This window comes from Nocardiopsis mangrovi (genome assembly GCF_042653925.1).
Lineage (GTDB): Bacteria > Actinomycetota > Actinomycetes > Streptosporangiales > Streptosporangiaceae > Nocardiopsis_B > Nocardiopsis_B mangrovi.
In genome coordinates, this window is the sequence record NZ_JBHSFQ010000019.1 from 84,553 (window position 1) to 110,692 (window position 26,140).

Annotated in this window: 23 protein-coding genes; 10 read left to right on the top strand and 13 right to left on the bottom strand. The window is 73.1% G+C overall.

Translation table 11 applies throughout. The annotated features are described in order from the left end of the window. Positions 1-33: 33 nt before the first annotated feature. Entirely contained in the window at positions 34-2,511 is a 2,478-nt protein-coding gene (locus tag ACFO4E_RS19000) for a GcvT family protein (protein ID WP_378576666.1), read from the bottom strand. 391 nt (positions 2,512-2,902) lie between these two features. Between ACFO4E_RS19000 and ACFO4E_RS19005 the strand changes: the two genes are divergently transcribed. Both ACFO4E_RS19005 and ACFO4E_RS19010 read left to right on the top strand, forming a co-directional pair. Further along, positions 2,903-3,319, top strand: a complete 417-nt coding sequence (locus ACFO4E_RS19005) for a bifunctional 3-phenylpropionate/cinnamic acid dioxygenase ferredoxin subunit (protein WP_378576667.1) — start codon at positions 2,903-2,905, stop codon at positions 3,317-3,319. Beyond that, positions 3,316-4,470, top strand: a complete 1,155-nt coding sequence (locus ACFO4E_RS19010; protein ID WP_378576669.1) for an NAD(P)/FAD-dependent oxidoreductase — start codon at positions 3,316-3,318, stop codon at positions 4,468-4,470. The genes ACFO4E_RS19005 and ACFO4E_RS19010 overlap by 4 nt, the downstream gene beginning before the upstream one ends. Positions 4,471-4,532: 62 nt before the next feature. Here the strand turns inward: ACFO4E_RS19010 and ACFO4E_RS19015 are convergent, their stop codons facing one another. After that, entirely contained in the window at positions 4,533-6,527 is a 1,995-nt protein-coding gene (locus ACFO4E_RS19015; protein ID WP_378576671.1) for an N-acetylmuramoyl-L-alanine amidase, read from the bottom strand. A 295-nt stretch (positions 6,528-6,822) separates the two neighbouring features. Here ACFO4E_RS19015 and ACFO4E_RS19020 point away from each other — a divergent pair, with 295 nt between their 5' ends. Beyond that, positions 6,823-7,539: a hypothetical protein gene (locus tag ACFO4E_RS19020; protein ID WP_378576673.1), complete on the top strand. Its 717-nt coding sequence runs from the start codon at positions 6,823-6,825 to the stop codon at positions 7,537-7,539. 55 nt (positions 7,540-7,594) lie between these two features. Here the strand turns inward: ACFO4E_RS19020 and ACFO4E_RS19025 are convergent, their stop codons facing one another. Beyond that, positions 7,595-9,175, bottom strand: coding sequence for an OmpA family protein (locus ACFO4E_RS19025; protein ID WP_378576675.1), 1,581 nt, complete (start codon positions 9,173-9,175; stop codon positions 7,595-7,597). 225 nt (positions 9,176-9,400) lie between these two features. On the opposite strand from ACFO4E_RS19025, the gene ACFO4E_RS19030 reads away from it, so the two are divergent. Together ACFO4E_RS19030 and ACFO4E_RS19035 are read left to right on the top strand one after the other, a co-directional pair. Further along, positions 9,401-11,794, top strand: a complete 2,394-nt coding sequence (locus ACFO4E_RS19030) for an ATP-binding cassette domain-containing protein (protein WP_378576677.1) — start codon at positions 9,401-9,403, stop codon at positions 11,792-11,794. 134 nt (positions 11,795-11,928) lie between these two features. After that, positions 11,929-12,804 carry a CPBP family intramembrane glutamic endopeptidase gene (locus tag ACFO4E_RS19035; RefSeq protein ID WP_378576679.1) on the top strand — a complete coding sequence of 292 codons (876 nt, stop codon included), beginning with the start codon at positions 11,929-11,931 and terminating at the stop codon, positions 12,802-12,804. Positions 12,805-12,859: 55 nt separating this feature from the next. On the opposite strand, the gene ACFO4E_RS19040 is transcribed toward ACFO4E_RS19035, so the two are convergent. Genes ACFO4E_RS19040 through ACFO4E_RS19050 form a run of 3 tightly spaced genes read right to left on the bottom strand, consistent with a single transcriptional unit; the run spans position 12,860 to position 14,381 of the window. Next, a complete protein-coding gene (locus ACFO4E_RS19040; protein WP_378576681.1) occupies positions 12,860-13,339 on the bottom strand; it encodes a nuclear transport factor 2 family protein in 480 nt (159 codons plus the stop codon). A 14-nt stretch (positions 13,340-13,353) separates the two neighbouring features. Beyond that, positions 13,354-14,100 carry an SDR family oxidoreductase gene (locus ACFO4E_RS19045; protein WP_378576683.1) on the bottom strand — a complete coding sequence of 249 codons (747 nt, stop codon included), beginning with the start codon at positions 14,098-14,100 and terminating at the stop codon, positions 13,354-13,356. After that, positions 14,097-14,381: an Atu4866 domain-containing protein gene (locus ACFO4E_RS19050; RefSeq protein WP_378576684.1), complete on the bottom strand. Its 285-nt coding sequence runs from the start codon at positions 14,379-14,381 to the stop codon at positions 14,097-14,099. The genes ACFO4E_RS19045 and ACFO4E_RS19050 overlap by 4 nt, the downstream gene beginning before the upstream one ends. A gap of 142 nt (positions 14,382-14,523) precedes the next feature. On the opposite strand from ACFO4E_RS19050, the gene ACFO4E_RS19055 reads away from it, so the two are divergent. After that, positions 14,524-15,360: a helix-turn-helix transcriptional regulator gene (locus ACFO4E_RS19055; protein ID WP_378576685.1), complete on the top strand. Its 837-nt coding sequence runs from the start codon at positions 14,524-14,526 to the stop codon at positions 15,358-15,360. Positions 15,361-15,397: 37 nt separating this feature from the next. Here the strand turns inward: ACFO4E_RS19055 and ACFO4E_RS19060 are convergent, their stop codons facing one another. Both ACFO4E_RS19060 and ACFO4E_RS19065 read right to left on the bottom strand, forming a co-directional pair. After that, positions 15,398-16,297: an aminoglycoside phosphotransferase family protein gene (locus tag ACFO4E_RS19060; RefSeq protein ID WP_378576686.1), complete on the bottom strand. Its 900-nt coding sequence runs from the start codon at positions 16,295-16,297 to the stop codon at positions 15,398-15,400. 51 nt (positions 16,298-16,348) lie between these two features. Then, the gene (locus tag ACFO4E_RS19065; protein WP_378576687.1) at positions 16,349-17,866 is read right to left on the bottom strand and encodes an SDR family oxidoreductase; all 1,518 of its coding nucleotides are present in this window, start codon (positions 17,864-17,866) and stop codon (positions 16,349-16,351) included. A gap of 615 nt (positions 17,867-18,481) precedes the next feature. Here ACFO4E_RS19065 and ACFO4E_RS19070 point away from each other — a divergent pair. Beyond that, entirely contained in the window at positions 18,482-19,291 is an 810-nt protein-coding gene (locus ACFO4E_RS19070; protein WP_378576688.1) for an alpha/beta fold hydrolase, read from the top strand. 48 nt (positions 19,292-19,339) lie between these two features. On the opposite strand, the gene ACFO4E_RS19075 is transcribed toward ACFO4E_RS19070, so the two are convergent. Together ACFO4E_RS19075 and ACFO4E_RS19080 are read right to left on the bottom strand one after the other, a co-directional pair. After that, positions 19,340-19,633, bottom strand: a complete 294-nt coding sequence (locus ACFO4E_RS19075; protein WP_378576689.1) for a hypothetical protein — start codon at positions 19,631-19,633, stop codon at positions 19,340-19,342. Between the two features lie 389 nt (positions 19,634-20,022). Next, positions 20,023-20,601 carry a TetR/AcrR family transcriptional regulator gene (locus tag ACFO4E_RS19080; RefSeq protein WP_378576690.1) on the bottom strand — a complete coding sequence of 193 codons (579 nt, stop codon included), beginning with the start codon at positions 20,599-20,601 and terminating at the stop codon, positions 20,023-20,025. Between the two features lie 75 nt (positions 20,602-20,676). Between ACFO4E_RS19080 and ACFO4E_RS19085 the strand changes: the two genes are divergently transcribed. Beyond that, positions 20,677-21,627 (top strand): NADP-dependent oxidoreductase, encoded by a 951-nt coding sequence (locus ACFO4E_RS19085; protein ID WP_378576691.1) that lies wholly within the window; start codon positions 20,677-20,679, stop codon positions 21,625-21,627. 132 nt (positions 21,628-21,759) lie between these two features. Here the strand turns inward: ACFO4E_RS19085 and ACFO4E_RS19090 are convergent, their stop codons facing one another. Further along, positions 21,760-22,089: a hypothetical protein gene (locus tag ACFO4E_RS19090; protein WP_378576692.1), complete on the bottom strand. Its 330-nt coding sequence runs from the start codon at positions 22,087-22,089 to the stop codon at positions 21,760-21,762. Positions 22,090-22,606: 517 nt separating this feature from the next. Next, the gene (locus ACFO4E_RS19095) at positions 22,607-23,092 is read right to left on the bottom strand and encodes a hypothetical protein (protein ID WP_378576694.1); all 486 of its coding nucleotides are present in this window, start codon (positions 23,090-23,092) and stop codon (positions 22,607-22,609) included. Between the two features lie 218 nt (positions 23,093-23,310). Here ACFO4E_RS19095 and ACFO4E_RS19100 point away from each other — a divergent pair, with 218 nt between their 5' ends. Both ACFO4E_RS19100 and ACFO4E_RS19105 read left to right on the top strand, forming a co-directional pair. After that, the gene (locus tag ACFO4E_RS19100) at positions 23,311-23,568 is read left to right on the top strand and encodes a hypothetical protein (RefSeq protein WP_378576696.1); all 258 of its coding nucleotides are present in this window, start codon (positions 23,311-23,313) and stop codon (positions 23,566-23,568) included. A gap of 50 nt (positions 23,569-23,618) precedes the next feature. Further along, on the top strand, positions 23,619-23,915 hold the full coding sequence (locus ACFO4E_RS19105; protein WP_378576698.1) for a hypothetical protein: 297 nt from the start codon (positions 23,619-23,621) through the stop codon (positions 23,913-23,915). A gap of 29 nt (positions 23,916-23,944) precedes the next feature. Here the strand turns inward: ACFO4E_RS19105 and ACFO4E_RS19110 are convergent, their stop codons facing one another. Beyond that, entirely contained in the window at positions 23,945-25,813 is a 1,869-nt protein-coding gene (locus ACFO4E_RS19110) for a rhamnogalacturonan lyase (protein WP_378576700.1), read from the bottom strand. Positions 25,814-26,140 lie beyond the last annotated feature (327 nt).

Below are 26,140 nucleotides of genomic sequence, written 5' to 3' on the forward strand. Positions count from 1 at the left end.
GACTCCTCCCGGTCGGTTCTGCGGGCGCGGGCGTCAGCGGCGGATGCGGGCCATCTCGGGGTCGACCAGGGGTTCGGCGGCGACGGTCGCCGGGACCTTCTCGCCGAAGTAGGCGATGGAGACCGCCGTGCCCGGCACCGCGGCATGGGCGGGCAGCCAGGCGTAGGCGATCGGCCGGTCGATGGTGTAGCCGTAGGCGGCGCTGGTCACGTACCCGGCGGGGGCGCCGTCGACCAGGACGGGCTCCTTGCCCATGACCATGTGGCCGCGGTCGTCGAGGGTGAGGCACGCCAGCCGGCGCGCGGGCTCGCGCCCGGCCCGCTCCAGCAGGGCGGCGCGGCCGGTGAAGTCGCCCTTGTCCAGGCGCACCGCGAACCCCAGGCCCGCCTCGTAGGGGTCGTGCTCGGTGGTCATGTCGGTGCCCGAGGCCCGGTACCCCTTCTCCAGCCGCAGGCTGTTGAACGCGCTGCGCCCGGCGGCGATCACGCCCAGCGGGCGCCCCGCCTCCCACAGCGTGTCCCACAGCCGCAGCCCGAGGTCGGCGGTGGTGTACAGCTCCCAGCCGAGCTCGCCGACGTAGGAGACGCGCAGCGCGGTCACGGGTACGTCGCCGATGTGGGCGCGCCGCGCCTTGAAGTACCCGAACCCGCTGTGCGAGAAGTCGTCGCGGGACAGCGGCTGCACCAGGTGGCGGGCGCGCGGCCCCCACACGCCGATGCAGGTGGTGCCGGCGGTGATGTCGCGGATGGCCACCGACCCGTCATCGGGGGCGTGGCGCAGGAGGTGGTCGAGGTCGAGGGGGCCGTTGGCGCCCACCTGGAAGCGGGTCTCGCCCAGCCGGGCCACGGTGAGGTCGCTGCGCACGCCGCCGGCGTCGTCGAGCAGCAGCGTGTAGGTGACCGAGCCCGGCTTCTTGCCCAGCCGGTTGGTGGTGAGCCGTTGCAGGAGGTCCAGGGCGCCCGGGCCGGTGACCTCCAGCCGGGTCAGCGGGGTCATGTCGTACAGCGCGACGCCCTCGCGGGTGGCGCGGGCCTCGGCGGCGGCGATGGGCGACCAGTAGCGGGCCGACCAGGGGTCGCGCTCGGGCACCTCGGCCCCCGGCAGCCGGGAGTTGGCCTCGAACCAGTGGGGGCGCTCCCAGCCCGCCGATTCCAGGAAGTAGGCGCCCAGGCTCTGCTGCCGGCCGTGGAACGGGCTGGTGCGCAGCGGGCGGGGCCGCTCGATGGGCTGGAGGGGGTGGACGACGTCGTAGACCTCCACGAAGTTCTGCCGGGCCCGCTCCTCGACGTAGGCCGGTGACAGCAGGGCCGGGTCGAACCGGTGGACGTCGCACTCGTGCACGTCGGTGCCGGGCCGGCCGTCGACCAGCCATTCGGCGACGGCCCGCGCCACGCCGGCGGAGTGGGTCACCCACACCGCTTCGGCCAGCCAGAACCCGCGCACCTCCCGGGACTCGCCCAGCAGCGGCATGCCGTCGGGCGTGAACGAGAACACGCCGTTGAAGCCCTCGGCGACTTCGGCGCCGGCCAGTCCGGGCAGCAGGGCGACGCTGTCGTCCCAGCTCGGCGCGAAGTCGTCGGGGGTGAACTCCAGCATGGAGGGCATGACCGGGGCCGCGTCCGGTGCGGCGACGTCGTCCAGCGCCACCGGCATGGGGCGGTGGGCGTAGGAGCCGATGCCCAGGCGGTCCCCGTGCTCGCGGAAGTACAGGTCGCGGTCCTGGTGGCGCAGCAGCGGCAGGGACGCCTCCTGCTCGTCGGTACTGCGGCCGCGCAGCTCCGGCAGCGGTCCCGTGGTGGCGTACTGGTGGGCGAGCGGCAGCAGCGGCACGTTCACGCCGGCCATGGCGCCGATCCGCGGACCCCAGAACCCGGCGGCGCAGACCACGACGTCGGCGGGGATGTCGCCGCGGTCGGTGCGCACCCCGCGGACACGCCCGCCGCGCACGTCGATGCCGGTGACCGTGTGGTGGGCGCGCAGCACCGCGCCGCGCGCCGCGGCCGAGCGCGCCTGCGCCTCGGCGGCGCGCAGCGCCTTGGCGATGCCGTCGTCGGGGGTGTGCAGGCCGCCGAGCACGGCTCCGGGTGCCAGCAGGGGCCACAGGCGCCGGCACTCCTCCTCGGAGACGAGCGAGGCGCGCACCCCCCACGACTCCGCCCAGCCGTGCTTGCGCTTGAGGTCGGCCCAGCGCTCGGGGGTGGTGGCCACCTCAAGCCCGCCCACCGCCCGGAAGCACCAGCGGCCGTCGAGGTCGAGCCGCGCGTACTTGCGCACCGTGTAGGCGGCGAACTCGGTCATGGTCTTCGACGCGTTGGTCTGGAACACCAGGCCGGGCGCGTGCGAGCTGGACCCTCCGGTGGCGAACAGCGGGCCTTGGTCGAGCACGGTGACGTCGGTCCAGCCGCGTTCGGTCAGCTCGTCGGCGAGGGCGCAGCCGACGATCCCGGCACCGATGATCACGACGCGCGGACCGGTGCCGGGGGAGGGGGCGGGGGCGGAGGAAGCACTCATCGCGGTGTCCCTTCTCAGGGAGGAGTGAGCACGGGAAGGAAGCCCGGGGGGATCGGGGGTTGCGTCAAGGGGGTTGCGTATGGCGCTACAGGGTGCGCGACTCCCAACACAGTGCAGCCCATGAGAGGCGCCGTCAAGACCACCGCCGTTACACCTTCTTTACCGTCGCGTTGCCGCGGAAAGGCGGAATCCCGGGGCTTGACGGCCGGGCGCGGGCGGCTGAGACTGTTGCGTATTCGACCTTTGGTTGCGCACTAGGGAACACTCTGCCCGTTTCGCCCGACCCCGGCGAACCGTGCCCGCACCACCACCCGTACCGCCGGACACCGGCCGCGCCCCCCTTCGGCGTGCCCGGAAACCCCCCGGCGGCGGTACCCCACGAGGAGGCGTGATGCTCTACGCATGTCACCTGGACGATCTGCCCAAGGGGGAGTCCCTGCGCGTCGCCGCCGACGTGCCGATCGCGGTCTTCAACGTCGACGGTGAGATCTACGCCGTCGACGACACCTGCACCCACCAGAACGCCTCGCTGTCCGACGGCTGGCTGGAGGGCTGCTTCATCGAGTGCCCCCTGCACGAGGCGGCCTTCGACCTGCGCACGGGGATGCCCACCTGCCCGCCCGCCAAGCGCCCGGTGCGCACCCACCCGGTGACGGTGCGGCCGGACGGCCACGTCTACGTGCACGCCCCCGCCGCGGTCCCCGCCGCCCCCGCGGCGCCCCTCGCCTCCGCCGCTCCCGCCCCCGGCGCCCCCGCGCCGGCCCTCGCACCCGCCGTCCCCGCCGCGTCCGCGGGGGACGCCGCATGAGGGCCGTCACCGTGGTCGGCGCCTCCCTCGCCGGCCTCGGGGCCGCCCGCGCACTGCGCGAACAGGGCTTCGACGGCACCCTCACCGTCGTGGGCGAGGAGGCCCACGCGCCCTACGACCGCCCCCCGCTGTCCAAGGACTTCCTGCTCGGCAAGGCCGGCCCCGCCGACCTCGCACTGCACGACGACGCCGATTCCGGCCTGGACATCCGCTGGCGCTTAGGCACCCGCGCCACCGGGCTCGACCCCCGACGGCGCGCGGTCCTGCTCGACGACGGCTCGGAGCTGGCCGGCGACGGCGTCGTCATCGCCACGGGCGCCACCCCCCGCAGGCTGCCCGGGACCGGCGGACCGGCCGGCGTCCACGTCCTGCGCACCCTCGACCACGCCGAGGCGCTGCGCGCCGACCTCACCGCGGGCACCCCGCGGGTCGCCGTGGTCGGCGGCTCCTTCATCGGCGCCGAGATCGCCTCCGCGTGCTCGGCGCTGGGCCTGGAGACGACCGTCATCGAGGCCGCCCCCCTCCCGCTCGCGCCGGTCCTGGGGGAGCAGATGGCCGCGCATTGCGCCGCCCTGCACGCCGACGCCGGCGTCCGGCTCCTGTGCGGGACCGGCGTGGCCCGGCTCTTGGGGGCCGGCCGGGTGACCGGGGTCGAACTCGCCGACGGCCGGCGCGTCCCCGCCGACGTGGTGGTCGTGGGGATCGGTGCCCGGCCCGTCACCGGGTGGCTGGCCGGGAGCGGGGTCGAGGTCGACGACGGGGTGGTGTGCGACCCCGGCTGCCGCACCTCGCTCCCCGGCGTGGTGGCCGCCGGCGACGTCGCCCGCCTGCGCTCGGGCGGCGGCGGCAGCGCCCGCGCCGAGCACTGGAGCAGCGCCAACGACCAGCCCGCCGTTGCGGTCCGCAACCTCCTGGCCGGCGCCACCGTCCAGGAATACCGCCGTACCCCCTACTTCTGGTCCGACCAGTACGGCGTGCGGATCCAGTTCGCGGGGGAGGCCCGCCCCGGCGACACCGTCCGGGTGGTCGACGGCAGCCCCGCCGCCCGGTCCTTCGCCGCCGTCTACGAACGCGGCGGGACGGCCACCGCCGCCCTCGCCCTCAACCGCCCGCGCCCCTTCACCCGCCTGCGCCGCACCATCGCCGCATGAGCCCGCGGCGGCCGGAGGCCCCCCGCGGCGGCGGGGCTTCCGGGAGCGCCGACGCTACGCGGCTACTTGGGCCAGTAGAAGACGTCGGCGGTGGCCGAGGAGATGGTCGCCGGGGCGCCGCCGAACTGCGCCACCCGGACCCGCACCCGGCGGCCCTCGGCGAGGTTGCCCTTCCAGGAGTAGGTGAAGTGGCCGTTGCCGCCCACCTGGACGGGGGAGTCGATCGGGCGGTTGCGGGCGATCTCCCACCCGCCGCCGCCCTCCTCGTACTCCGTGGCACGGATCTGCACCTCGGCGCCCGCCGCCAGGCCCTCGATCGTGACGCCCACCGACAGGTCGTACAGCGCGCCGTCGGGCTCGTCGACGCCCACCAGCGAGAACAGCTCACCGGTGGCGCCGTCGTGGCGCCGGTCGAACTTCAGCGACGTCCACCGGTCCGAGGCGAGCTCCTGGGCATCGTCCTTCTCGAAGCGTCGGTGCTTGGGCATGTCGTCCTCTCCATCGGGCGGGAAGCCCCCACTGGGGGCCTTGCGGAACGTGCCGTCGCGCACCATGGCGTAGGCCTTGTCGCCGGGGCACGAGGTGGAGATGAAGTCCCGGTGCCCCTTCACGGTGCGGGAGATGGAGGACTCGGGCTCCACCAGCCACTGGAGGAGCTGGCGCACCGCCTCGATCTGGGCGTCGGTGATCGGGTCGGTGGGGCCGGTGGCCAGGGTGACCGAGTAGTAGGTGGAATTGCCGCCGGGCTGGGCGGCCTGCTGCTTGAACAGCCCCCGCCCCTCGATGACGTAGCCGTGCGGACAGGCCATGAAGGAGTTGCCGGTGAAGTACACCGTGCCCGCGCGCCGCGCCAGCCAGGTGCGGTCGGGGGTGGAGGGGCACCAGATGCGGCCGGTGTAGGTCTCGGTCGTGACGGAGAAGCCGATGGCGCGGTCGGCCGCCAGCGGAGCGAGGTGGGACTCGCTCCGCAGCTCCACCCGCCACCCGGCCCTGCCCGAGGGCGGCTCCGGGGGCGTGCGGCGCAGGACGGTGGCGTGCCCGGCGAGGATCGCGGCGAACTGGAACGCCTCGGCCAGCCGGCGGTCGACCGGCCCGAACGAGGCGGCCCCCGCCGCACCGCCGCCGCGGGCCGCGGTGGCCGCCTCGACGAACAGCGCCAGCTGCGCCCGGGTGAGGGTGCGCAGGAAGGAGTGGCGGGGCACGCCGCGGGGCGCGTGGTCCAGGGCGACCCTGGCGGCCTCGGGCCCCAGCCGGAACCGGGTGAGGACGCCGTCGGCGGACTCCCACCACCGCAGCAGCCCCCGCGGCGGAGCGCCCGGGCCCGGAAGCTCCGGCGACGGCGGGCCGCACGTGGCGCGCAGCGCCGCCCTGACCCGCGTGGCCAGGCCGGGGTCGGCGACCTCGATGACGTGGCCCCCGCCCTCGTCGTCGGCGCGGCCCAGCGTGCAGCACCACGCGACCGACTCGACCAGGGGGTCGGACCACTTGGCCTCGGGCGGGAGGTCGCCGCACGGGGCGCCGAGCGGGATGCGGTCGCCGGGGCCGAGGCCGTCGGTGGTGGTCCAGCCGCGCCGGGGGGCCGCCGCGGGGCGCGCGGGGCCGGCGGGCCCGTGGGGGCGCACCACCGGCCACCGGTGGGCCGTGGTGGTCAGCGACGAATGGCCCTCGCCCTCCATGCGGACGAGCTCCCTGCGCATCGCCGGGAACTCGTTCACCGCGCCCAGCGGCTGCCAGCGGGACAGCCCGGTGGTGTGGTCGAGCGTGAGGACGGTGTCGCCCGGGGCGATCTGGAGGAAGCTCCGCCAGCCGTCCTCGGTGAGGATCTCGGTCTGCTCGTCGACGCAGTAGCCGATGTCGACCCAGCCGCGGGACGGCCCGGTGTGGAAGTTCCGGGTGTTGCGCCAGTAGGTGATACAGGACGAGTGGGATTTCTCGGCGAGCCGCTGATCCGAACTGTCGTAGTGGATGACCAGCCCCGACTTCGGGTCGGCCGAGGAGGCCGGGGAGGACCCCCAGCCGAGGTCGCTGCGGGAGACATAACGCTGTGGCTTTGGCACGGTCCCTCCTCTGGAGGGAAGATAGCTCACTTCCGGTGCGCTGACGATCTCTATGGGTGAAATCCCGGCGCTCCACCCTTCTGAGCTGGAGCGGGAGGGAAAAGGAAGATCGGACCGGGCCCCGGGGCCGACCGCGCGGCCGGGAATGCCCGCCCGGTACCCCGCCGCCGGCGGACGCCCCCGCCGCCACCGGAGCCGCGCGGGCGCGCCTTCTTGCTAACGTTCCGACTGTCGTCCACGCCGGATCCGGCCCCCCGTCCGGAGTCCGGCCCGCACCGAGTCGAAAGCCCCCACTATGCGCCTCCTGCCGCCCCCCGCCCTCCGCCGCGCCCTGCTGGCCTCGGGCGCCGCCCTCGCGACCGGCGCCCTGCTGTCCGGATGCGACTCCGTCCCCTTCGACCTCGGCGACGACTTCGGCGACCTCGAACTCCCCGACTTCGCCAGCCCCTCGCCCTCAGCGTCGGAGGGTGCGGGCGAGGAGGCGGCGGCGCCCTACACGCTGCCCGCCTCCTGCGCCGACGCCGGGGCGGCCGACATCGTCGGCGGCCTCGTCCCCACGGGCGCGCAGGTCGACGAACAGGCCGGGCGGATCGAGGACGCGGCCGACGCCGAACAGGTGGCGTGCGTGTGGTCCGCGGGCGGCGCCGCGACGGGCACCCCGGCCGAGGGCGCAGGCGGCGGGGCGCCCCAGGCCGCCGAGACCATCGCGCTGGTCTTCACCGTCAACACCGACCCCTCCGACAGCGCCCAGGTGGTGCAGGTGCAGGGCGCCGAGGCCGAGGCCAACTGGGAGGTGGACGTCGACGTCAACAGCGACACCTACCGCACCGCCGCGACCGACTCCCTCGAAGGCGAGTTCGAGTACATCTCCACCGTCGAGGGCTCCACCCGCCACCTCTACCTCACCCTGCCCGGGGAGTTCCACATCACCGCCTCCGCGCTGCACTCCGACGCCACCCAGGAGCAGCTGGAGGAGATCGTCGTGCAGGCCGCCGAGCGGGCCAGGTCCTGACCCGCCCCGCGGCGCCGCCCCGGGACCCGCGTCCCGGGGCCGCCCGCGCGGGTCGCTACTCGACCGGGATCTCCTCCAGCTCGCCGAACGGCCCGGCCCGCAGCGTCAGTTCCTCCACACCGGGCGCCGGGGCGGGGAAGACCGCCACCACCTCGTAGGGGGCGCCGGGCTGCAACTCGTGCACCTCCTCGGCGAACCCGCTGTAGCGGCCCTCGCCGAAGTTCATCTGCGCGACGTAGCGCACCAGCCCCGATTCCGGCTCCAGCAGCTGGAACCCGCCCAGGGTCCCCTTGCTGAACTGCTCGGGGCCGCCCGCCGGCAGCGCGTCCAGCCCGCCCATGTCGGGCGTCAGCGGCTCGTCGGTGGTGTTGGTCAGCTCCACCGCGCCGATCACGTAGGCGCCGTCGCGGCGCAGCGGGTACACGTCCAGGCGCACGCCGTCGCGGTCCGCGGACGCCGCCACCGAGCCGTTGTCGTCGGTGAACGGGGCCGGCCAGGTGACGCTGCGCTCGGCCACCCCCAGGCCGTCGTCGGCGGCCTCCGACTCCTCGGGGTCGGCGGAGCGGTCCACCTGGTAGGAGAACTCCACGCGCCGGTTGCGGGCCCGCGCCTGCTCGTCGTCGGCGCCGCCCTCGCGCGCCACCGGCTCGCTGCTCCCGCGCCCCTCGACGACGTAGTCGTAGTCGTCGCCGATCTCCTCGCGCAGCAGCTCGCGGACGCTCTCGGCGCGCTGCTCCGACAGCGTCTGGTTGTAGTCGTCGGCGCCGATCCCGTCGGTGTGGCCGATCACGGTGATCTCGGGGGTCTCGGGGTCGACGTTGGCGGCCAGCGAGGCCGCGGCGCGCCGGACGACCTCGGCGGCCTCCTCCGTCAGCTCCGACTCGTCGAACTCGAACATGACGTCGGAGTGCAGCGCGATCGTCTCCACGTCGCCGTCGCGGGTGGTCGAGGCGATCTCGGAGTCGACGAAGCTCTCGACCTCGCCCTGGTCGGCCGCCGCGTCCTCGTCGGGCTCGCGGTTCTCGAAGGTCAGGTTCTCCCCGGCCGGCGGCGGGGTGTCGGTGGTCAGGTGGTCGGCGCCGTTGGGGTCCTCCGGGGGCGGCTGCTCCTCCTCCACGTCCTGGATCGGGATGCCGGTCATCGCGCCCAGCCCGCTGCCGATGAACGTCACCTGCCGCACCTCGTCGGGGATGCGCGGGAAGTAGCGGCGGTACTCGTTGGTCGCCCCGTCGTGCACCGGGTACAGGCCGTCGCCGTTGGGGCTCACCGAGCCGTACTTCAGGCCCTCGGGGTCGAAGTACTGGCGGTAGACCCGGCCGGTGATGGGGTCGACCAGGGTGTGGGCCATGCTCAGGTTGCGGTTGGCGCCGGCGAAGCCGTCGGGGTAGTCGATCTCGTAGTACATGACGGTGTGGTCGTCGGTGCGCTCCAGCCCGGTGATGGAGAACCGCATCGTCTCGTCCTCGCCGGTGTCCTGGAAGATGCGCCCCTCCTTGGTGTAGGGGAACTCCTCCCGGACGTCCGGCGGACCGCCGTCCCCGAACCACTCCGACCACGTGTCGGTGCTGCAGCCGCTCGCCAACAGGCCGAGCGATACCAGCACCGCCGCCAGGGACAGGGGCGTCTTACCGGACATACGGGGGGTCTCCGATCCTCTGCGGGGGATGTGCCGGGTTCATCTTCCGGCAGATCGGGGTGATTGGCGAAACGGCCGCGACCCGTGCGGACCCGCCGCCGGCAGGGCGGTCCCGGCGACCGCGCCGGGGAACGGGCGGCCGGTCGGTCAGGAATGGAGAAGTACCGACCGCAAAGCCGCAGGTAGTGTGACCGTGGACATCGAGGCGGGGCGGTTGGAGACACGATGAGCACGACCACGGGGAGCGACGCGCGGCCGGCTGCGCCGCACGTCGCCGACAGCCACGACGCGATCCGCGTGTACGGCGCGCGCGAGAACAACCTCAAGGACGTCGGCATCGAGATCCCGAAGCGCCGCCTGACGGTGTTCACCGGCGTCTCGGGCTCCGGCAAGACCTCGCTGGTGTTCGCCACGATCGCCGCGGAGTCGCAGCGGATGATCAACGAGACCTACAGCGCCTTCGTGCAGGGCTTCATGCCGACCCCGGCCCGGCCCGAAGTGGACGTCCTCGACGGGCTGACCACCGTGATCACCGTCGACCAGCAGCGGCTGGGCTCCGACCCCCGCTCCACGGTCGGCACCGTCACCGACACCAACGCGATGCTGCGCATCCTCTTCAGCCGGCTCGGCACCCCGCACATCGGCCCGCCCGGCGCCTACGCCTTCAACGTCCCCTCCGTCCGCGCGAGCGGCGCGATCACCGTGGAGCGCGGTGCGAAGACGAAGGCGGTGAAAGAGACCTACACCCGCACCGGCGGCATGTGCGCGCACTGCGAGGGCCGGGGCACGATCCCCGATATCGACCTCGGCCAGCTCTACGACGACTCCAAGTCGATCGCCGAGGGCGCGTTCACCATCCCCGGCTGGAAGTCGGACAGCTTCTTCACCGTGCGGGTCTACGCCGAGTCGGGCTTCGTCGACCCCGACAAGCCGATCCGCGCGTTCACCGAGCAGGAGATGCGCGACTTCCTCTACCGGGAGCCGACCAAGGTCAAGGTCGAGGGCGTGAACCTCACCTACGAGGGCCTGATCCCCAAGGTCCAGAAGTCGTTCCTGTCCAAGGACAGGGAGTCGATGCAGCCGCACATCCGCGCCTTCGTGGACCGGGCGGCCACCTTCGCCACCTGCCCCGAGTGCGGCGGCACCCGGCTCAGCGAGGCGGCCCGCTCCTCCAAGATCGCGGGCACGAGCATCGCCGACGCCTGCGCGATGCAGATCAGCGACCTGGCCGAATGGGTCCGCGGCCGCGACGAGCCGTCGGTGGCGCCCCTGCTCGCGAAGCTGCGGCACACCCTCGACTCGTTCGTGGAGATCGGGCTGGGCTACCTCTCGCTCGACCGGCCATCGGGCACCCTGTCGGGCGGCGAGGCGCAGCGCGTCAAGATGATCCGCCACCTCGGCTCCTCGCTCACCGACGTCACCTACGTCTTCGACGAGCCCACGATCGGCCTGCACCCCCACGACATCCAGCGCATGAACGACCTGCTGCTGCGGCTGCGCGACAAGGGCAACACGGTGCTCGTCGTGGAGCACAAGCCCGAGGTGATCGCGATCGCCGACCACGTCGTCGACCTCGGCCCCGGCGCCGGCACCGAGGGCGGCACCGTCGTCTTCGAGGGCACCGTCGAGGGGCTGCGGGCCGGCGGCACCATCACCGGCCGCCACTTCGACGACCGGGCCGCCCTCAAGGACACGGTGCGCACGCCCGCCGGCGCGCTGGAGATCCGCGGCGCGGCGGCGCACAACCTGCGCGGCGTCGACGTCGACATCCCCCTCGGCGTGCTCTGCGCGGTCACCGGTGTGGCGGGCTCCGGCAAGAGCTCGCTCGTGCACGGGTCGATCCCCGCCGGCGAGGGCGTGGTGGCGATCGACCAGAGCCCGATCCGCGGCTCCAGACGGAGCAACCCGGCCACCTACACCGGGCTGCTCGACCCCATCCGCAAGGCGTTCGCGAAGGCCAACGGTGTGAAGCCGGCGCTGTTCAGCGCCAACTCCGAGGGCGCCTGCCCCTCCTGCAACGGCGCCGGCGTCGTCTACACCGATCTGGGGATGATGGCCGGCGTCGCCTCCACCTGCGAGGAGTGCGAGGGCAGGCGGTTCCAGGCGGCGGTGCTCGACCACCACCTCGGCGGGCGCGACATCAGCGAGGTGCTCGCGATGTCGGTGGCCGAGGCCGCGGACTTCTTCGGCGCGGGCGAGGCGCGCACGCCGGCCGCGCACGCCGTGCTCGGCCGGCTCGCCGATGTGGGGCTCGGCTACCTGACGCTCGGCCAGCCGCTCACCACGCTCTCCGGCGGCGAGCGGCAGCGGCTCAAACTGGCCACCCACATGGCGGCCAAGGGCGGCGTCTACGTCCTCGACGAGCCGACCGCCGGCCTGCACCTCGCCGACGTCGAACAGCTGCTCGGCCTGCTCGACCGGCTGGTCGACTCCGGCACGTCGGTCATCGTCGTCGAGCACCACCAGGCGGTCATGGCGCACGCCGACTGGATCATCGACCTCGGCCCCGGCGCCGGCCACGAAGGCGGCCGCGTCGTCTTCGAGGGCACGCCGGCCGACCTCGTGGCCGCCCGCTCCACCCTCACCGGCGAGCACCTGGCGGCCTACACCGGCGCCTGACCCCGCCGCCCGGCGCCTACCCGCTCCCGGGGCGCACGGCCGGGAGCCTCCCGCCGCTCCCGGTCCGCACCGCGTGGCGCCCGCCACCTCTCCCGGCCGGCACCGCCGGGCGGGGCGGGTGCCAGAATCGGCGCATGGACCGTGACGAAGCCGATCCGCCCGCGCCCGCCGGAGCACGGGGGGAGACCGTCGGCTCCGCGGCGGCGGCACCGCTGCCGGTCTGGACGGTCCCGGTGCGGATCGCCGGGGCGGTCGGTGCCGTGATCGGCGGCCTCCTGCTCCTGACGGCCCTCGTCGGCGACGGGGCGGCCACCGACACCGGCACGCTCGTGCTGCGCGCGGTCGGCGGCTCCGTTCTGACGATCCTGGTGGCGGCGCTCGCCGTCCTCCTGGCCCGGTCCGTCGAGCGCAGCCCGCCCCAGGGCACACAGCGCACGGGCCCGGCGGAGGGGTGGCGCGCCTTCCTGATCGGGACGGCCGCCTGGTTCCTGCCCGCGGCCCTCGCCTTCGGGATCCTCGCGCTGCTCGGGGCCCCGCTGTCGGTGACCGCGCCGGCCGGCCGGTTCTGGGGCGTCCTCGCGCTGCTGTTCCTCGCCGTGCTCCTGTCCGAGGCGGTCCCCGAGGAGCTCGTCTTCCGCGGCTACGTGACCGCGGTACTCGCCGAACGGCTGCGCGGATGGTGGGTCGTCACCGCGCAGACGGCGGCGTTCACGCTCACGGTCCTGGCGCTCCGCGGCGGACTCGGCATCCTCGACCTCTCACTCTTCGCCACGATGGGTTTCTGCCTGGGCTACCTGCGTATGGTCACCGGCGGCGTGTGGACGGGCGTCGGCTTCCACTGCGCGTTCCAGACCGGGGCGCAGCTCGTGCTCACCCACGACATCGTGGGCTTCGGCGGCTCCCAGCCCCTGGCGATGCTCGCCCTGGGCGCGGTGCCGTTCACCGCCGCCACGCTCCTCGTCCCGGCCCTCGCCGCCAAGCGCCCCGACCTCTTCGCCCGCGCCGGGTGATGGCGGCCCGCCCGTCCCGCGGGGCCCGGGAACCCGCGGACGGAACCCGCGGATGCTACTCGAAGGCCCTGAGGGTGTCCTCGCCGTCGGTCCACCAGACGCCCAGGCGCTGGCGGGTCAGGAGCCAGCCGTCGTCCGGGCCCCTGCGGAACTCCCAGTCGTAGGGGCCGCCCATGGCGTAGGGGGAGGAGGCGGCCCCGGGGTCGGTGACCGCGACGAACCACATGTAGCCGACGCCGGTCGCACGGTCGCCCGATACGTCGAAGTGCATGTTGAGGATGTGGTGCTGCATGCTCGGGTAGGGCGACTCCGCCTCCTCCACCTTCGCCCGGACCGCCGTTCGTCCGCGGACCTCCCCCCAGGGGCCGAACTCCAGCACCGCGTCCTCGGCCCAGCAGCCGATCCAGGCCCGCCAGTCCTTGCGGTCCAGCGCCCGCCACCCGCGGATCATGAGCGCGCGCAGGGCCTCCTTGTCCTCCAGGACCCGCAGTCTGCGGGCCAGGTCGTCGTCGTGGCCGGCGGCGGTGTGCGTCATAGCGGTCTCCTGGGTCATTGGGCGCTGGCGGCGGGGCGGACGACGATCTCGTTGACGTCGACCTCCGCCGGCTGGGAAACGGCGTAGGAGATCGCGTCCGCGATGGCGGAGGCGGGCAGCGCCACCGCGCGGTAGGTCTTCATGGCCTCCCGGGCGGCGGGGTCGGAGATGCCCTCGGCGAGCTCGGACTCGGTCACGCCGGGGGAGACCAGCGTGACCCGGATGTCCCCGGCGGACTCCTGGCGCAGTCCCTCGGAGATCGCGCGGACGGCGAACTTGGTGGCGCAGTAGACGGCTGCGGTGGGCGAGACCTCGTAGGCGCCGACGGAGGCGACGTTGACGAAATGCCCGCCGCCCTGAGCGCGCATGCCGGGCAGGGCGGCGGCGATGCCGTGCAGGACCCCGCGTATGTTCACGTCGATCATGCGGTCCCACTCCCCGGTCCGCAGCGCCTCCAGGGGCGAGAGCGGCATCACCCCGGCGTTGTTGACCACCACGTCCACGCGTCCGTAGCGCTCGCGGGCGGCGGCGACGAAGGCCCGGACATCGGCGGCGTCGGTGACGTCCAGCCGCCGGCCGGTCGCGGTGCCGCCGGCCTCGGTGATCTCCCGGGCCAGCGCGTCGAGGCGGTCGGTGCGCCGTGCCCCGAGGAGGAGGCGGTGGCCGTCGGCGGCGAGCCGGCGGGCGGTCGCCTCGCCGATCCCGCTGCTCGCTCCGGTGACCGCCACGACCTTGCCCGCCGTGGTGCCTGCGTCCGTCATGCCTGTTCTCCCTCTCGTCCTTCTCGGTGGAGCACGAGGTGCTCGTGGTAGAGCACACCGCCGCGGACGTCGCCCGTGGCGGTGAAGCCGGAGTCGTCGACGTAGTCGATGTGGTCGCCGGTCACCGTGTAGCGGCCCGTGTACGCGCTGAGCCGGTCGCCGCGGGCCTCGTCGTAGCGGCCGTCGGCGCGCAGCTCCTGGCGGATGTGACCGTCCGCGGTCACCCACATGCCGACCACGCCGGCATCGCGGGCATCGCCCTTCTCGGTGGCGCCCGTCAAGGCGGACTCCCCTCATCCGGTGGTGCGGATCCCTTCCGCCCGACCGAGTCTGGGCGCGCCGGCGACGGCCCACCAGGACGTATGCAGCCTGGGTGCGGCGCACCCAGGCTGCCCGGTGCTCCCGCCGCTTAGCCTGGGGGACATGACCGACAACCACCTGGGAGAGTTCCTCCGCGCCCGCCGGGCGGCCCTCCGGCCGCAGGACGTGGGCGTCGCGAGCCACGGTGTGCGCAGGGTCGCCGGACTGCGCCGCGAGGAGGTCGCCGTCCTCGCCGGGATGAACGCGGACTACTACACCCGCCTGGAGCAGGGGCGCGAACGCCACCCCTCGGCCCAGGTGCTCGACGCGCTCGGCGGCGCCCTGCGACTGGACTCCCACGCCCACGCGCACCTGCACCGGCTGGCCGGGACGACGCCGGGCGACCGGTTCGCCGCCCACACCACCGACCGGGTCGGCCCCGCCCTGCGCCAGCTGATGGACGGCTACCCGGGCGCACCGGCGTTCGTCATCAACCCGGCCTTGGACATCCTGGCCGCCAACGCCCTGGCCGAGGCCCTGCACTCACCCTTCGAGCCGGCGGACAACCTGGCCCGCATGGCCTTCCTGGACCCGGCGGGCCGGCGGTTCTACACGCGGTGGGGCCGCACGGCGGAGGCCGTGGTCGGCCATCTGCGCCAGTCGGCCGGCCTCGACCCCGACGACCCGCGGCTGCGCGCCCTCGTCGACGACCTCACCGAGCACAGCGCCGACTTCACCCGCCTGTGGAGGTCCCACATCGTGCGCGGCAAGACCCAGGACACCAAGCACGTCCTCCACCCGGACGTGGGCGCCCTGACCCTCACCTACCAGTCCTTCGACGTGCGCGACGCCCCGGGCCAGCAGCTCATCGTCTACCAGGCCGAACCCGCCGGCCCCAGCGCCCAGGCCCTCAGCCTGCTCGGCTCCATCCACGCCACCGCGAACCGGGCCGCCCTCTGACGCCACGGCGACCGCCGGCGCGACCGCTCGCGGCCGCTCAGCCGATGAGGGCCGCGGTGATCTGCCGGGCGGTCTGCGCGGCGACCCGGGGATCGACCGCGGCGTAGGAGGTGTAGGCGTTCAAGCCGGTGGCCAAGGCCCAGCCGCGGCCCCGGGCCCAGGTGGCGTCGTCCACGCCGAGCGCGGAGCGGAAGGCGGCCCGGCTGCCGGCCGACATCAGGGTGAAGGCGATCATCAAGTCGCGCGCCGGGTCGCCGATCCCGAGTTCGCCGAAGTCGATGACCGCGCTGAGGCGGCCGCCGGCGGTCAGCAGGTTGCCGGTGTGGAAGTCGCCGTGGAACAAGACCGGAGGGCGGTCCCACCCCGGGGCGCTCAGCGCCGCCTCCCACAGTTCCGTCATGGCAGCGGTGTCGAAGGCGTCGCCGACGCTCGCGATGGCGGCGCGCGTCGCGTGGTCCCGGCCGGACAGCGGCGAACCGGTGAGGTCCGCGCGGGAATCCCCGGCGGGGCCGTCCCCGGGTGCGAACCGCTGGAGGGCGGTCAGGAACTCCGCGAGTTCGACGGCGGCCCGCGGCGAGTCGGCCAGTGCGTCGGTGGTCGCCACCTCGCCGTCCAGCCAGCGGGACACCGCCCACGGCCACGGATAGCCGAAGCCGGGCTCACCCACCCCCACCGGTACGGGGACGGCCAGCGGCAGGTGCGGGGCGAGCCGGGGCAGCCACTCCGATTCCTTCTCGGCCTGGCCGATGGCCCCCGCATGGCGGGGAAGCCGGACGGACAGCTCCCCGCCCAGCCGGTAGATCACGTGGTCCGAGCCGGCGGGATCGAGCGGCTTGAGCGGCAGCCCGGCCCACTGCGGGAACTGCGTATCGACCAGGCACCTGGCGAGGGCGGCGTCGATCACGGGCCCCTGCGCCGCGGTTCTGCCCGTTGTCACGAGAGCGACTCCTGCGTCCGGCCCGCTGCATGCGGCGGGCGCTCGCGGCGATCACAGCGCGCCGCGGGCCCGTCTGTCGATCGGTTTTCCCGCCCGGCCGCTCACGCCTGGGGGGGTACCGCTCTCCCGTTCCGCGTGGAGGGCGATGTTGCGCGCCATCGAGCCGAACACGATGCTGTGAGCGGGCTTCACCCCCCACCAGTACGCCTGGCCGGCGAGCCCCCGGGGATGGAACAGGGCGCGCTGCCGGTAGACGGTTCCCGCGTCGTCCTCGTCCACGCACAGCTCCAGCCAGGCGCGCCCGGGCAGCCGCATCTCCGCGCGCAGCCGCAGCAGCCGGCCCGGTTCGATCTCCTCGACACGCCAGAAGTCCAGGGAGTCGCCCGCCCGTAGGCGGCGCGGGTCGCGCCGGCCCCTGCGCAGCCCCACACCGCCCGAGACGCGGTCCAGCAGCCCGCGTGCGCCCCAGGCCAGGGGCGCGGAGTACCAGCCCTGCTCCCCGCCGATGCCCTCGATGACGCGCCACAGGTCCCGGGCGGGCGCGCGTACACGGCGGTGCCTGTCGTCGGTGTAGAGGGAGCCGCCGGCCCAGTCGGGGTCGGTCGGCAAAGGGTCCGAGGGGGCCGCCGGCCATCCCGCGGAGGACCAGCGGGTGGCGACATCGGCGTCGCCCACGCGGCGCAGCGCCAAGGCGACGGCGTCGTCGAACCCGAGGCGGTGGTGGTCGCCGAGCAGGTCGGCCAGGTCGTCCTCGGCGGCCACCACCTCGTGGCGCAGCGACTCCACCAGCGGGCGGGCGACCGAGCCGGGGACGGGGGTGACCAGCCCGACCCACAGGCTCGACAGCTGGGGCGTGAGGACCGGAACCGGGATGATGGTGCGCCGCCCGAGCCCTTCGATCCGGGCGAACCCGCGGATCATGTCCGCGTAGGTGAGGACCTCGGGCCCGCCGATGTCGAAGGTGCGGTGCACACCGCTGTCCAGTCCGGCGGATTCCACGAGCAGGCGCAGGACGTCGCGGACCGCGATCGGCTGCACGCGGGTCGCCACCCAGCGGGGGGTCGTCATGACCGGCAGCCGCTCGGTCAGGTAGCGCAGCATCTCGAAGGAGGCCGATCCCGACCCGATGACGACCGCCGCCCGCAGCACCGCGGTCGGCACGGATCCGGCCAGCAGCGCCTCGCCGACCCGCGCCCGCGAGCGCAGATGCGGGGAGAGCTCCTCATCGCGCGGCGTGATGCCCCCGAGGTAGACGATGCGCCCGACCCGGGCGCGGGCCGCGGCGGCGGCGAAGTTGTGTGCCCCGGCGGTGTCGAGGCGGGCGAATCCGGCGCCGCCCGCCATGGAGTGGACCAGGTAGTAGGCGATGTCGATACCGGACAGGGCGCGCCGGAGGCTCGCCTCGTCCTGCACGTCGCCGGCCGCCACCTCCACACGGGCGCGCCACGGCTGGTCGCGCAGCTTGTCCGGTGACCGCGCCAGGCAGCGGACGTCGTGCCCGGCGTCGAGGAGCTCGGGAACCAGGCGTCCCCCGATGTATCCGGTCGCCCCGGTGACCAGGACCCGCATCGTCCTCCCCGATCGCTCGCCCCGCTGCCGGCCGGCCCCCGCCCCGCTGCCGGCCTGCCCCGCCCCGCAGCCGGCCTGCCCCCGCCCCCGCTGGTCCGGGACGACCCGCACGCGGCACGGGGTCCCGCCGCTACCCCGGAGACGCACCGCCCACCGTCGCATCCCGCGCCTTCTGAGGTGCGGTCCGACCCGGCCACCCGTCCCTCCGGGAGGCCGCCGGCAGCGGGTGGGGGGCGGGCGCATCGCGCACCCCTGGCCCCCTGCGGCCGAACAGGACGAACGATGCCCCTCCAGGTGGACCGACGCACGACGGCCCCCGGACGTCCGGCGTTCCGCCTGAGATCCCTTCACGAGGAACGGGACGACCCCGGATCCACCCCCGGACGGTCGCCCCGCCTACGGGCGCGCCGCCCGACTCCCGCCCCTCGGCCGGGCAGACCGGCCGTATACCCAGACGGGGTATTTGTATTACAGGGCGGGATGAGTATAGGCTCACATACCCCTGGGCGGTATTTCCCGGTCATTCTGTCGGAGAGGCGCCGCGCGAGGTCTGCTCCGTAGGCGGACACGACCGGAGGGGGCTCTCCGCCACCCCCATGACAGCAGGGAGCCGCGATGCCCGAGATCGGATTCGCCGGCGGCGACGGATGTGAGCTCTCCGCCACCGTCCTCGGCCAGGGGCCACCGATGGTGCTGCTGCACGCCGGCGGTCCCGACCGCCGCAGCCTGCTCCCGTTGGCGCGACTCCTTCGCGACCGGCACACCCTGGTCCTGCCCGACATCCGCGGATACGGGGCATCGGTGTGCGCCGACCCCTCGCGCCATACGTGGCGCCGATACACCGAGGACCTGTTCTCCCTGCTGGACCACCTCGAACTCGAACGGGCGGCCGTCGGCGGGACCGGACTCGGCTCGACGATCTCGCTGCGCGCCGCCCTGCACCGCCCTGAGCGCGTCGCCCGCGTGGTGCTCATCGGGGTCGAGGACATCGAGGACGATGATGCCAAGGCCGCCGAGATCGAGTTCCTCGACGCCTTCGCGGCACGGGCCTCGTCGCACGGGCTGAACGCCGCGTGGGAACCGATCCTGGCGGGGTTTCCGCCGGTCGTCGGCGCCATGGTGCGTGACGCCATTCCACGCAGCGATCCCGCGAGCGTTATAGCGGCGGCCGCCATCGGCCGCGATCGGTCCTTCGCCGACGTGACGGAGCTGGGGGCGGTCGTGGCACCCACCCTGGTGATTCCCGGGACGGACTGGAGGCATCCCCGCGCACTCGCCGAGCGGTGCGCCGAGACCATCCCCAACGGCGTCCTCGCGCCGGTCGCTGTGTCCCCCGACCTGCGCACGGCCGAGGACCTGGCGCGCCGGGTCGCCCCATCGATCCGCGATTTTCTCGCCGGGCTCCCGGCGCCGCCCGCCGGATGACCCCCGCGGGTGAGAGGCCGCCGACCCCGACGCGCGGGGGCTGGAAGGTCAGGGGAGGTGTACCGGGCAGAGGTTGTAGTCCGGGGTTTCGACCACGCGGTCCCATGACCTCACGTCGTCGCCGCCCTCGCAGCTCTCGCTCGGGTCGCGGGGGCCCGTCGCGTCCGGCCCCCGGCTGTGCCGGAGGATGACACTGTACTCGGCGTCAGCGGACTCGCAGGGGACTTCGGCCGACGAGCCGTCGGCGCGGTCCCCCGCGTCGAGGTCGCGCACGTCGCCGGGGTCGGTCAGCGCGCGAGCCACCCGGGCGGAGAAGCGATATGTGCCGCCGTCGTACAGCACGACGGCAGCGGGGACGAGGGCCGATACGACCTCTGACGATCGGCCCTGAGCCCGCGGATACGGCCGGCCATAACGACGAGCCCCGCTCGCCCGATGGCGGGCGGGGCGCGCCGCACCCCGGCCGGTGCGGCCGACTCCGGGCATGACGTCGGCTAGTACTCCAGTGCGACTTCGCGATCTTGTAGGAAACCCTGGTCGGGAACGGGTACGGAAACGACGCCCGCGGCAGTCGGCAGGTCCGCGCGCTACCGTCGGCGAAGCCGATGTGCCTGGTCATCGCGGCGAGCCGGCATTGTCGACGGGCTTGATCGCCCATGAGGGAGCCCAGCCGATCCCGCTGGAGGGGGCCGCGGTCGGCCCGGTGGGCGCTGCTCCTCTTCGTGGCGGACTCAGCGGACCGCCGGAGCCGGCGGCGCGACCACTTCGCACAGCTCGGCGGCGGCCTGGGCGACGAGCTCGGAGAAGGTTGCGTCCGGGTCGGCCAGCCAGCGGGACGTGGCGCGCCGGGAGACCGCCATCGCCACGTCGATGATGAAGCGTGCCTTGTCGGGCTCGACGCCGCGGCGCCCGAGCGCCGGCACCAACGCCTCGGCGATGTCGGCGAGCTTGATCAGATCGCGCTCGGCCAGTGCCGGGCTGGCGGCGATCACCCTGACGCGGCGCAGCAGGAACTCGCGCGAGCGAAAGACCTCGTCGGCACTCCTCAGCGCGGTCAGCAGCGCCTCGAGTGGCCTGAGGCCCGGGTCGGCCTCCTCGACCTGTCCCACGAGGTGGGCCTCCAGCTCGTGGCCGGCGAAGAGGACTTCCCGCTTGTCGGGGAAGTAACGGTAGAAGGAGCGCTCGGTCAGACCGGCGGTGCGCGCGATCTGCGCGACCGAGGTGCGCTCGTACCCCTGCGTCTCGAACAGCTCGAGCGCCGCGCGCTCGAGCCGACCCTGTGCGTCGGACTCCCATCTCGGCATACGCATCAGGGTATGACAGCAGATGCTGTTGTCGCGCTAGGATCCATGACAACAGATGCTGTCATCACGTAGGAGATGCTCATGAAGGCTCTTCAGTTCGACCGATTCGGGTCCCCAGAGGTGATCGTGCTCCGCGATGTCCCGAAGCCGGAGCCGGGACCCGGACAGATCCGAATCGCCGTGCGGGCGTGCGGCCTGACCCCGGCTGACTGGGTGGTCGTCGACGGACTCTTCGCCGACCGGATGCCGCCGCTGCCGCGCGGGCTCGGCCTCGAGATCGCGGGCACCGTCGACGCGCTCGGCGAGGACGTCACCGGCATCGAGATCGGCGACCCCGTGTTCGGCCCGGCCGCCTTCGACGGCCCGACGGCCGGCGCCGCCGAGTTTGCGCTGATGGCGGCCTGGGCGCGCATCCCCGAGGGCGTCACCGCCGAGCAGGCCGCCGCGCTGCCGATGGCGGCCGAGACGGCGTGGCGCGCGCTGGACGACCTCGGCGTCCAGCCGGGTGAGCTGCTGCTCGTCCACGGCGCGGGCACCACGGTGGGTGAGGCAGCGGTGCGCTTGGCGCTGCACCGGGGTATTCGGGTGATCGCCACCGCCGGGCCGACCCGGGCCGCTGCCCTGGAAGAGATCGGCGCCCAGGTGACCGGCTATGGCGACGGTATGGCCGAACGCGTTACCGCACTGGCCAGAGGCCGCGTCGACCGCGCCCTGGACACGGCCCCGACCGGCGGCCGGATCGACCGAGCCGACCAGGCCAGCCCGGCCGGCGGCTCACTGCCGACCCTGATCGAGCTGACCGGTGATCCCGACCGCGTCCTCACCGTCTCGGACTTCGCGGCCGCGGCCGAGCTGGGGGCCCGGATCACCACCGAGATCCGCTACGACCTGATGGGCGAGTTCGCCCGGCTGGCCGGCGAAGGCGTCCTGACCGTATCGGTCGCCCGCACCTACACGCTCGACCAGATCCAGGAAGCGGCCAAGCTCAGCCAGTCCCGCCGCCCCGGCGGCAAGCTCATGCTCGTCCTGTGATCGCCTTGCCGGCCTGGTCAGGCGAAAGGAGTCCGCACAACCCGCGACGATCACGCGGTGACCGCACCCGGTCTCGACCAGGTTTCCTACAAGATCGCGAAGTCACACCGGAGTACTAGGCCGGGAACCGTGTCACGGCTGGGGCGGGCGCGGCACCTGGGGCTGGTGGGGCGCCTGAGGCTGGTGGGGGGAGGCGGGCAACCCGCCTTGGGGGTAGGGCGCCGGGTGCTGCGGGAGCGGAGCCCGGCCGTCGAATCGTCCGATCTGAAATGCGACGCCGCCGATCATCAGTGTCAGACCCGCAATGGCGATCACCAGCGCGATGTTCTGCACCCCCTCCGCTTCCACCTCGCATGCCGGGGTGACCTCCGAGCTGCCTCCGCTGGGGCAATGCGCGGCGTTGGTCGCCGCCACCATGAACGCGATGCCGAGGCAGACCACGGAGAACAGAAAGCAGGTCACGAATCCTGGGAGGAGCCTGTTGGGTCGCATGGCGCCACATGGTAAACCCATCCTTGCGTAGATGCGTCATCCTTGGCGCATGGTCCACATCGGACGGTTTTCTTCGGGTTTCCCGTACCGGCGGCGGATCCCTGTCCGCTCCCCGCCATGTGCTCCCCGATCGGGCGCGAAGAGCGCGCACGATCGAGAACAGACTGATGTGAATGAGGCGAGACGCTGTCGGACTCGCTCCGTTTTCCGGGGGCGGGGTCGGAGACGCGTGCGTGGGCTCTCCAAAGGAAAGCCCCGGCCGAGGACGGCCGGGGCGCTTGTAACGGTCGGCGAACCCGCGACGCCCGCGCCGCAGCCGCAGTCCTGGCGGAAGCACCGTCGACACCAAGGGCCCACGACGAAACGCCCCGCCCCGGGCAGGAAGCCCGGGGCGGGGCCGGGCCCGGCATCGTGGGGTGTCCCCCAGCGAGCAGAGACGGACGCTCACGAACGACGCCCCACCCGGTGACGGAGTCCGCAGCCGACCTCAGTGACCCGGAGCGTCAGTCCGGCCGGAGGGGCCCATCTCCGCCGACAGCGTTTCAGGGAAACCGCAGTTGCGCAGTCCAGGAATGGGCTCATAATTCCCACCGCCAGAGATGTTCACCGCCGGGAACCAACCCCAGCCCTGGTCCGAATACGCCACGTCACCCTGGGTGTAAAGCCACCAGTTATTGCGATACTCGCCGACCGGGGGGTTCTCCAGGTACGTGAACTGCTGCTGACAGACGAACCATGCACGGCCCGCGTAGAGGTGGCCCGAGATCTCACTCGGATTGTCCTTGCCGACGCCCGCTTCAAGGTCACCGCTGCGCCACGCATCGCAATACGTTGTCGACCAGGTGTTTCCCACGTAGTCGATCACGGTGGGCCCGGCCCCGGAGCACCCGTCCGCCGCATTGGCCGGCGCGGCTGCGGTGATGCTCCCGGCCAGTGCCGCCGCTACCAGGAGGCTTCTCGAAATCGTCTTCATCGTCTCATCTCGCTAAGCGGTATCGAGGGATTCAACGCCGTCGCAGGGAATCCTCACATGCAGGCGAGATATTCATAATGAAATCGCAGTAATTGTCCGATTTCGGTCACCCTGTCGTCCCCACGTGCACCACGGTCCCCATCCTGCAAATCCCATACCGCATTTCACTCAGGATGTGGCACTTCATGAGTCCAGGCAGAGAAAGTCGTCAACTCCTGGTGGGCGTGCTGGACTCTGCCCGACGGTTCCAGGAAGGGCAGTCCGGATTCACCACCGAGACCAAGGCGCTCGAATTCGGACGCAACCACGAGGCTGAAGCCCGCGTGCTCGGGACGTCGGCCGACAGATCCACGAAGATCACGCTGAAGCAGTGGGCGAGGGAATGGATCGCGGTGCTCGGCCTCTCGGGCCCTTCGACTATGCCCGGGTTCACGATCGGTCAGGGCCCGGCAAGGCGGTGGCGTGCCGGGCGCTGACCGCTCCCGGAATGACACCGCATGGGCTGCGGCGCTCCCACAGGACGCTCATGACGTTCCTGGGGATGGCGCCGCAGCTCATGAACGAGCGGATGGGTCACCTGGACCGCGCCGTTCCGGCCCAGTACGCGCATGTGACTCCCGAAATGAGGCGGATCCTGACCATGAGGCTGTCCGAGGTCTGGGACGAGACGCTCGCACGACGCAGGGAGATGTCGACGACCTCGCCGGTGCCGCTCGTCCAATGGCTGCTCGATGCCACGTCCCCCGCACAATCTCACTCCAGATCCACTCCAGATTCGGACCGGCGGCGAGTGGTCGCGATTCGCGGTGACGTTGCCTCGTAGCTGCCCACCTGGGAATACGCCTCCTGCTCCTACTGCATCGCGAAGCTGGGGTGCGGGGGCTGGTTGTACGCGGTGTTCTGCCAGGCCAGGGCCGTTCGGTACTGGCGGTCCTGGGTCAGTGAGGGGCGGGAGTGCTGGGTGGGGATGTCGGTGGAGTAGATCCGCAGGGCGCGGTTGTCCGACGTGCGCCAGATGACCTCCTCGCGCCAGTCGCCGAGGATGTCCCCGCTGAGGACCGGGGTGGCCTTGGTGCCGTTGTTGCTGGCCACCCCGCTGCCGGTGAGCAGCCGGGTGTCGCCGTTCGGGCCGTACTTGTCGATCTGGGTGCGGTCGAGCAGTTCGCGGCTGAGGTCGCCGTCCCACCACACCAGGAAGTTGATCGAGCTCGGCTTGCGGCCCACCGACTGCCCCTGGGCGTTGAGCAGGTTCCCGCTGCCGTTGGCCGACCAGAACTCCGCGCCCGGGCTGCCCGCGTAGATGTCCCCGGCCACACCGCGTCCGTTGTCGCCGCCATTGGCCGGGGTGGTGAAGATCGTCTGCCCGGTCGCCCCGTCCACGAGCCAGGAGCTGGGCGAGCCGCCGTTCTCGGCGACCCCGTAGACCTGCACACCGCTCCGGCCGGGGACGAACGCGCCCACGTGCAGCGCGTCACCGTGGCCGAAACGCGTGTTCCACATGCCCCATCCGTTGTCGTCGATGGCGATGGCGCCGTAGGCGATCTCGTCGCGGCCGTCGCGGTCGAGGTCGGCGATGGAGAGGCTGTGGAACCCCTGCCCCTCCCACGCGGGCCCGTTCGTGGAGCTGCGGCTGTCGAAGGTCCACTGCCGGCTCAGCGTGGAGCCGTTGAGCCGGAACGCCGACACGACCGTGCGCGTGTAGTACCCGCGCGCCATGATCAGGCTCGGGTTCTGGCCGTCGAGGTAGGCGACGCCGGCGAGGAAGCGGTCCACCCGGTTGCCGTAGTTGTCGCCCCAGTCGGCGACGCTGCCGCGGGCGGGCACGTAGTCGACGGTGGTGCGCGCGGCCCCGTTGTTGCCGTTGAACACGGTCAGGAACTCCGGCCCCGACAGCACGTAGCCCGAGGAGTTGCGGTGGTCGGCGCTTCCGTTGCCGATCACCCGCCCCGCCCCGTCCACGGTGCCGTCGGCGGTCTTGGCGGCGACCTCGGCGCGGCCGTCGTTGTCCAGGTCGTAGACGATGAACTGGGTGTAGTGCGCCCCCGAGCGGATGTTGCGGCCCATGTCGATGCGCCACAGCCGCGTGCCGTCGAGCTTGTAGGCGTCGATGAAGGTGTTGCCGGTCGTCCCCGACTGGGAGTTGTCCTTGGCGTTGGTGGGCTGCCACTTGAGCACGATCTCGTACTCGCCGTCGCCGTCGAGGTCGCCTACGCTGCCGTCGTTGGCCTCGTAGGTGTAGCCGCTGCCGGCGGGCGGCGGCGAGATGGGGATGTCCGTCGACCCGTTCTCGAACCGCAGGGCGGGCTCGGACGCCAGGCTGCGCACCTCTTCGGCGCCGACGACCGGAGCGACGGTGTACTCGGCGTTGGAGGGCGCGTCCTCGTCGAGGTAGGAGGTGGTGCCGGTGATGGGCTCGTCGTTGACGCGGGTGCCGTCCCGGTAGAGGTTGAACCCGATGTCCTCGGGATCTCCGGCGAACAGCCGCCAGCTCACCAGGTTGCCGTCGTCGCCGCCGACGCTCACCGCCCCGCGGCCCAGGCCCTGCGACTCGACGGGTACCTGGAGGTCGGCGGGCGGGGCGTCGCCGGAGTCGGCGACCGAGGGGGAGGCGTGCAGTCCGTAGGCGGCGGCCACTAACGCCGCCAGCGTCGCGCCGGTGGCCAGCAGCGCCGGCCGCCTCCGGTTTCGGCGGGGGGTGGGGGATGTATCGGATCGACTCATTTCCGTGGTCACTCCTTGTCACCAGGAGGGCCCCGTGCGTGGGGGGTAGGGGCCAGGGAGTCCCCATGGACGGGGGGATCCGTGGTGGGGGCGGGGACTCCGGGGGCCGCGATTGTCGCAGCGCCTTACCGGGTGCGGCGGAGGGGCGGGGGAAACCGTGGTTTGTTGCCGCGTTGTTTCGCTGAGAGCGAAATCGACCCGCGGGTGGCCGTCCGTAATGCGGGCCGCCGGCGGCCCGCGGCCCGCATTGCCGTCCAGAACACCGACGGTGTCTCGGAAAGCGCTTACATTGCGTGGGCGATTTCGGCGCGTGTCCGGTTTGGCCGA

Bases quoted from the DNA above. Each gene is read 5' to 3' on its own strand.
- ACFO4E_RS19085 (WP_378576691.1), top strand. From the start codon at position 20,677: ATGAAGGCTCTTCAGTTCGACCGATTCGGGTCCCCAGAGGTGATCGTG.
- ACFO4E_RS19070 (WP_378576688.1), top strand. From the start codon at position 18,482: ATGCCCGAGATCGGATTCGCCGGCGGCGACGGATGTGAGCTCTCCGCC.
- ACFO4E_RS19035 (WP_378576679.1), top strand. From the start codon at position 11,929: ATGGACCGTGACGAAGCCGATCCGCCCGCGCCCGCCGGAGCACGGGGG.
- ACFO4E_RS19025 (WP_378576675.1), bottom strand. From the start codon at position 9,175: ATGTCCGGTAAGACGCCCCTGTCCCTGGCGGCGGTGCTGGTATCGCTC.
- ACFO4E_RS19095 (WP_378576694.1), bottom strand. From the start codon at position 23,092: ATGAAGACGATTTCGAGAAGCCTCCTGGTAGCGGCGGCACTGGCCGGG.
- ACFO4E_RS19110 (WP_378576700.1), bottom strand. From the start codon at position 25,813: ATGAGTCGATCCGATACATCCCCCACCCCCCGCCGAAACCGGAGGCGG.
- ACFO4E_RS19005 (WP_378576667.1), top strand. From the start codon at position 2,903: ATGCTCTACGCATGTCACCTGGACGATCTGCCCAAGGGGGAGTCCCTG.
- ACFO4E_RS19055 (WP_378576685.1), top strand. From the start codon at position 14,524: ATGACCGACAACCACCTGGGAGAGTTCCTCCGCGCCCGCCGGGCGGCC.
- ACFO4E_RS19065 (WP_378576687.1), bottom strand. From the start codon at position 17,866: ATGCGGGTCCTGGTCACCGGGGCGACCGGATACATCGGGGGACGCCTG.
- ACFO4E_RS19010 (WP_378576669.1), top strand. From the start codon at position 3,316: ATGAGGGCCGTCACCGTGGTCGGCGCCTCCCTCGCCGGCCTCGGGGCC.
- ACFO4E_RS19020 (WP_378576673.1), top strand. From the start codon at position 6,823: ATGCGCCTCCTGCCGCCCCCCGCCCTCCGCCGCGCCCTGCTGGCCTCG.
- ACFO4E_RS19080 (WP_378576690.1), bottom strand. From the start codon at position 20,601: ATGCGTATGCCGAGATGGGAGTCCGACGCACAGGGTCGGCTCGAGCGC.
- ACFO4E_RS19000 (WP_378576666.1), bottom strand. From the start codon at position 2,511: ATGAGTGCTTCCTCCGCCCCCGCCCCCTCCCCCGGCACCGGTCCGCGC.
- ACFO4E_RS19030 (WP_378576677.1), top strand. From the start codon at position 9,401: ATGAGCACGACCACGGGGAGCGACGCGCGGCCGGCTGCGCCGCACGTC.
- ACFO4E_RS19040 (WP_378576681.1), bottom strand. From the start codon at position 13,339: ATGACGCACACCGCCGCCGGCCACGACGACGACCTGGCCCGCAGACTG.
- ACFO4E_RS19105 (WP_378576698.1), top strand. From the start codon at position 23,619: ATGACGTTCCTGGGGATGGCGCCGCAGCTCATGAACGAGCGGATGGGT.
- ACFO4E_RS19045 (WP_378576683.1), bottom strand. From the start codon at position 14,100: ATGACGGACGCAGGCACCACGGCGGGCAAGGTCGTGGCGGTCACCGGA.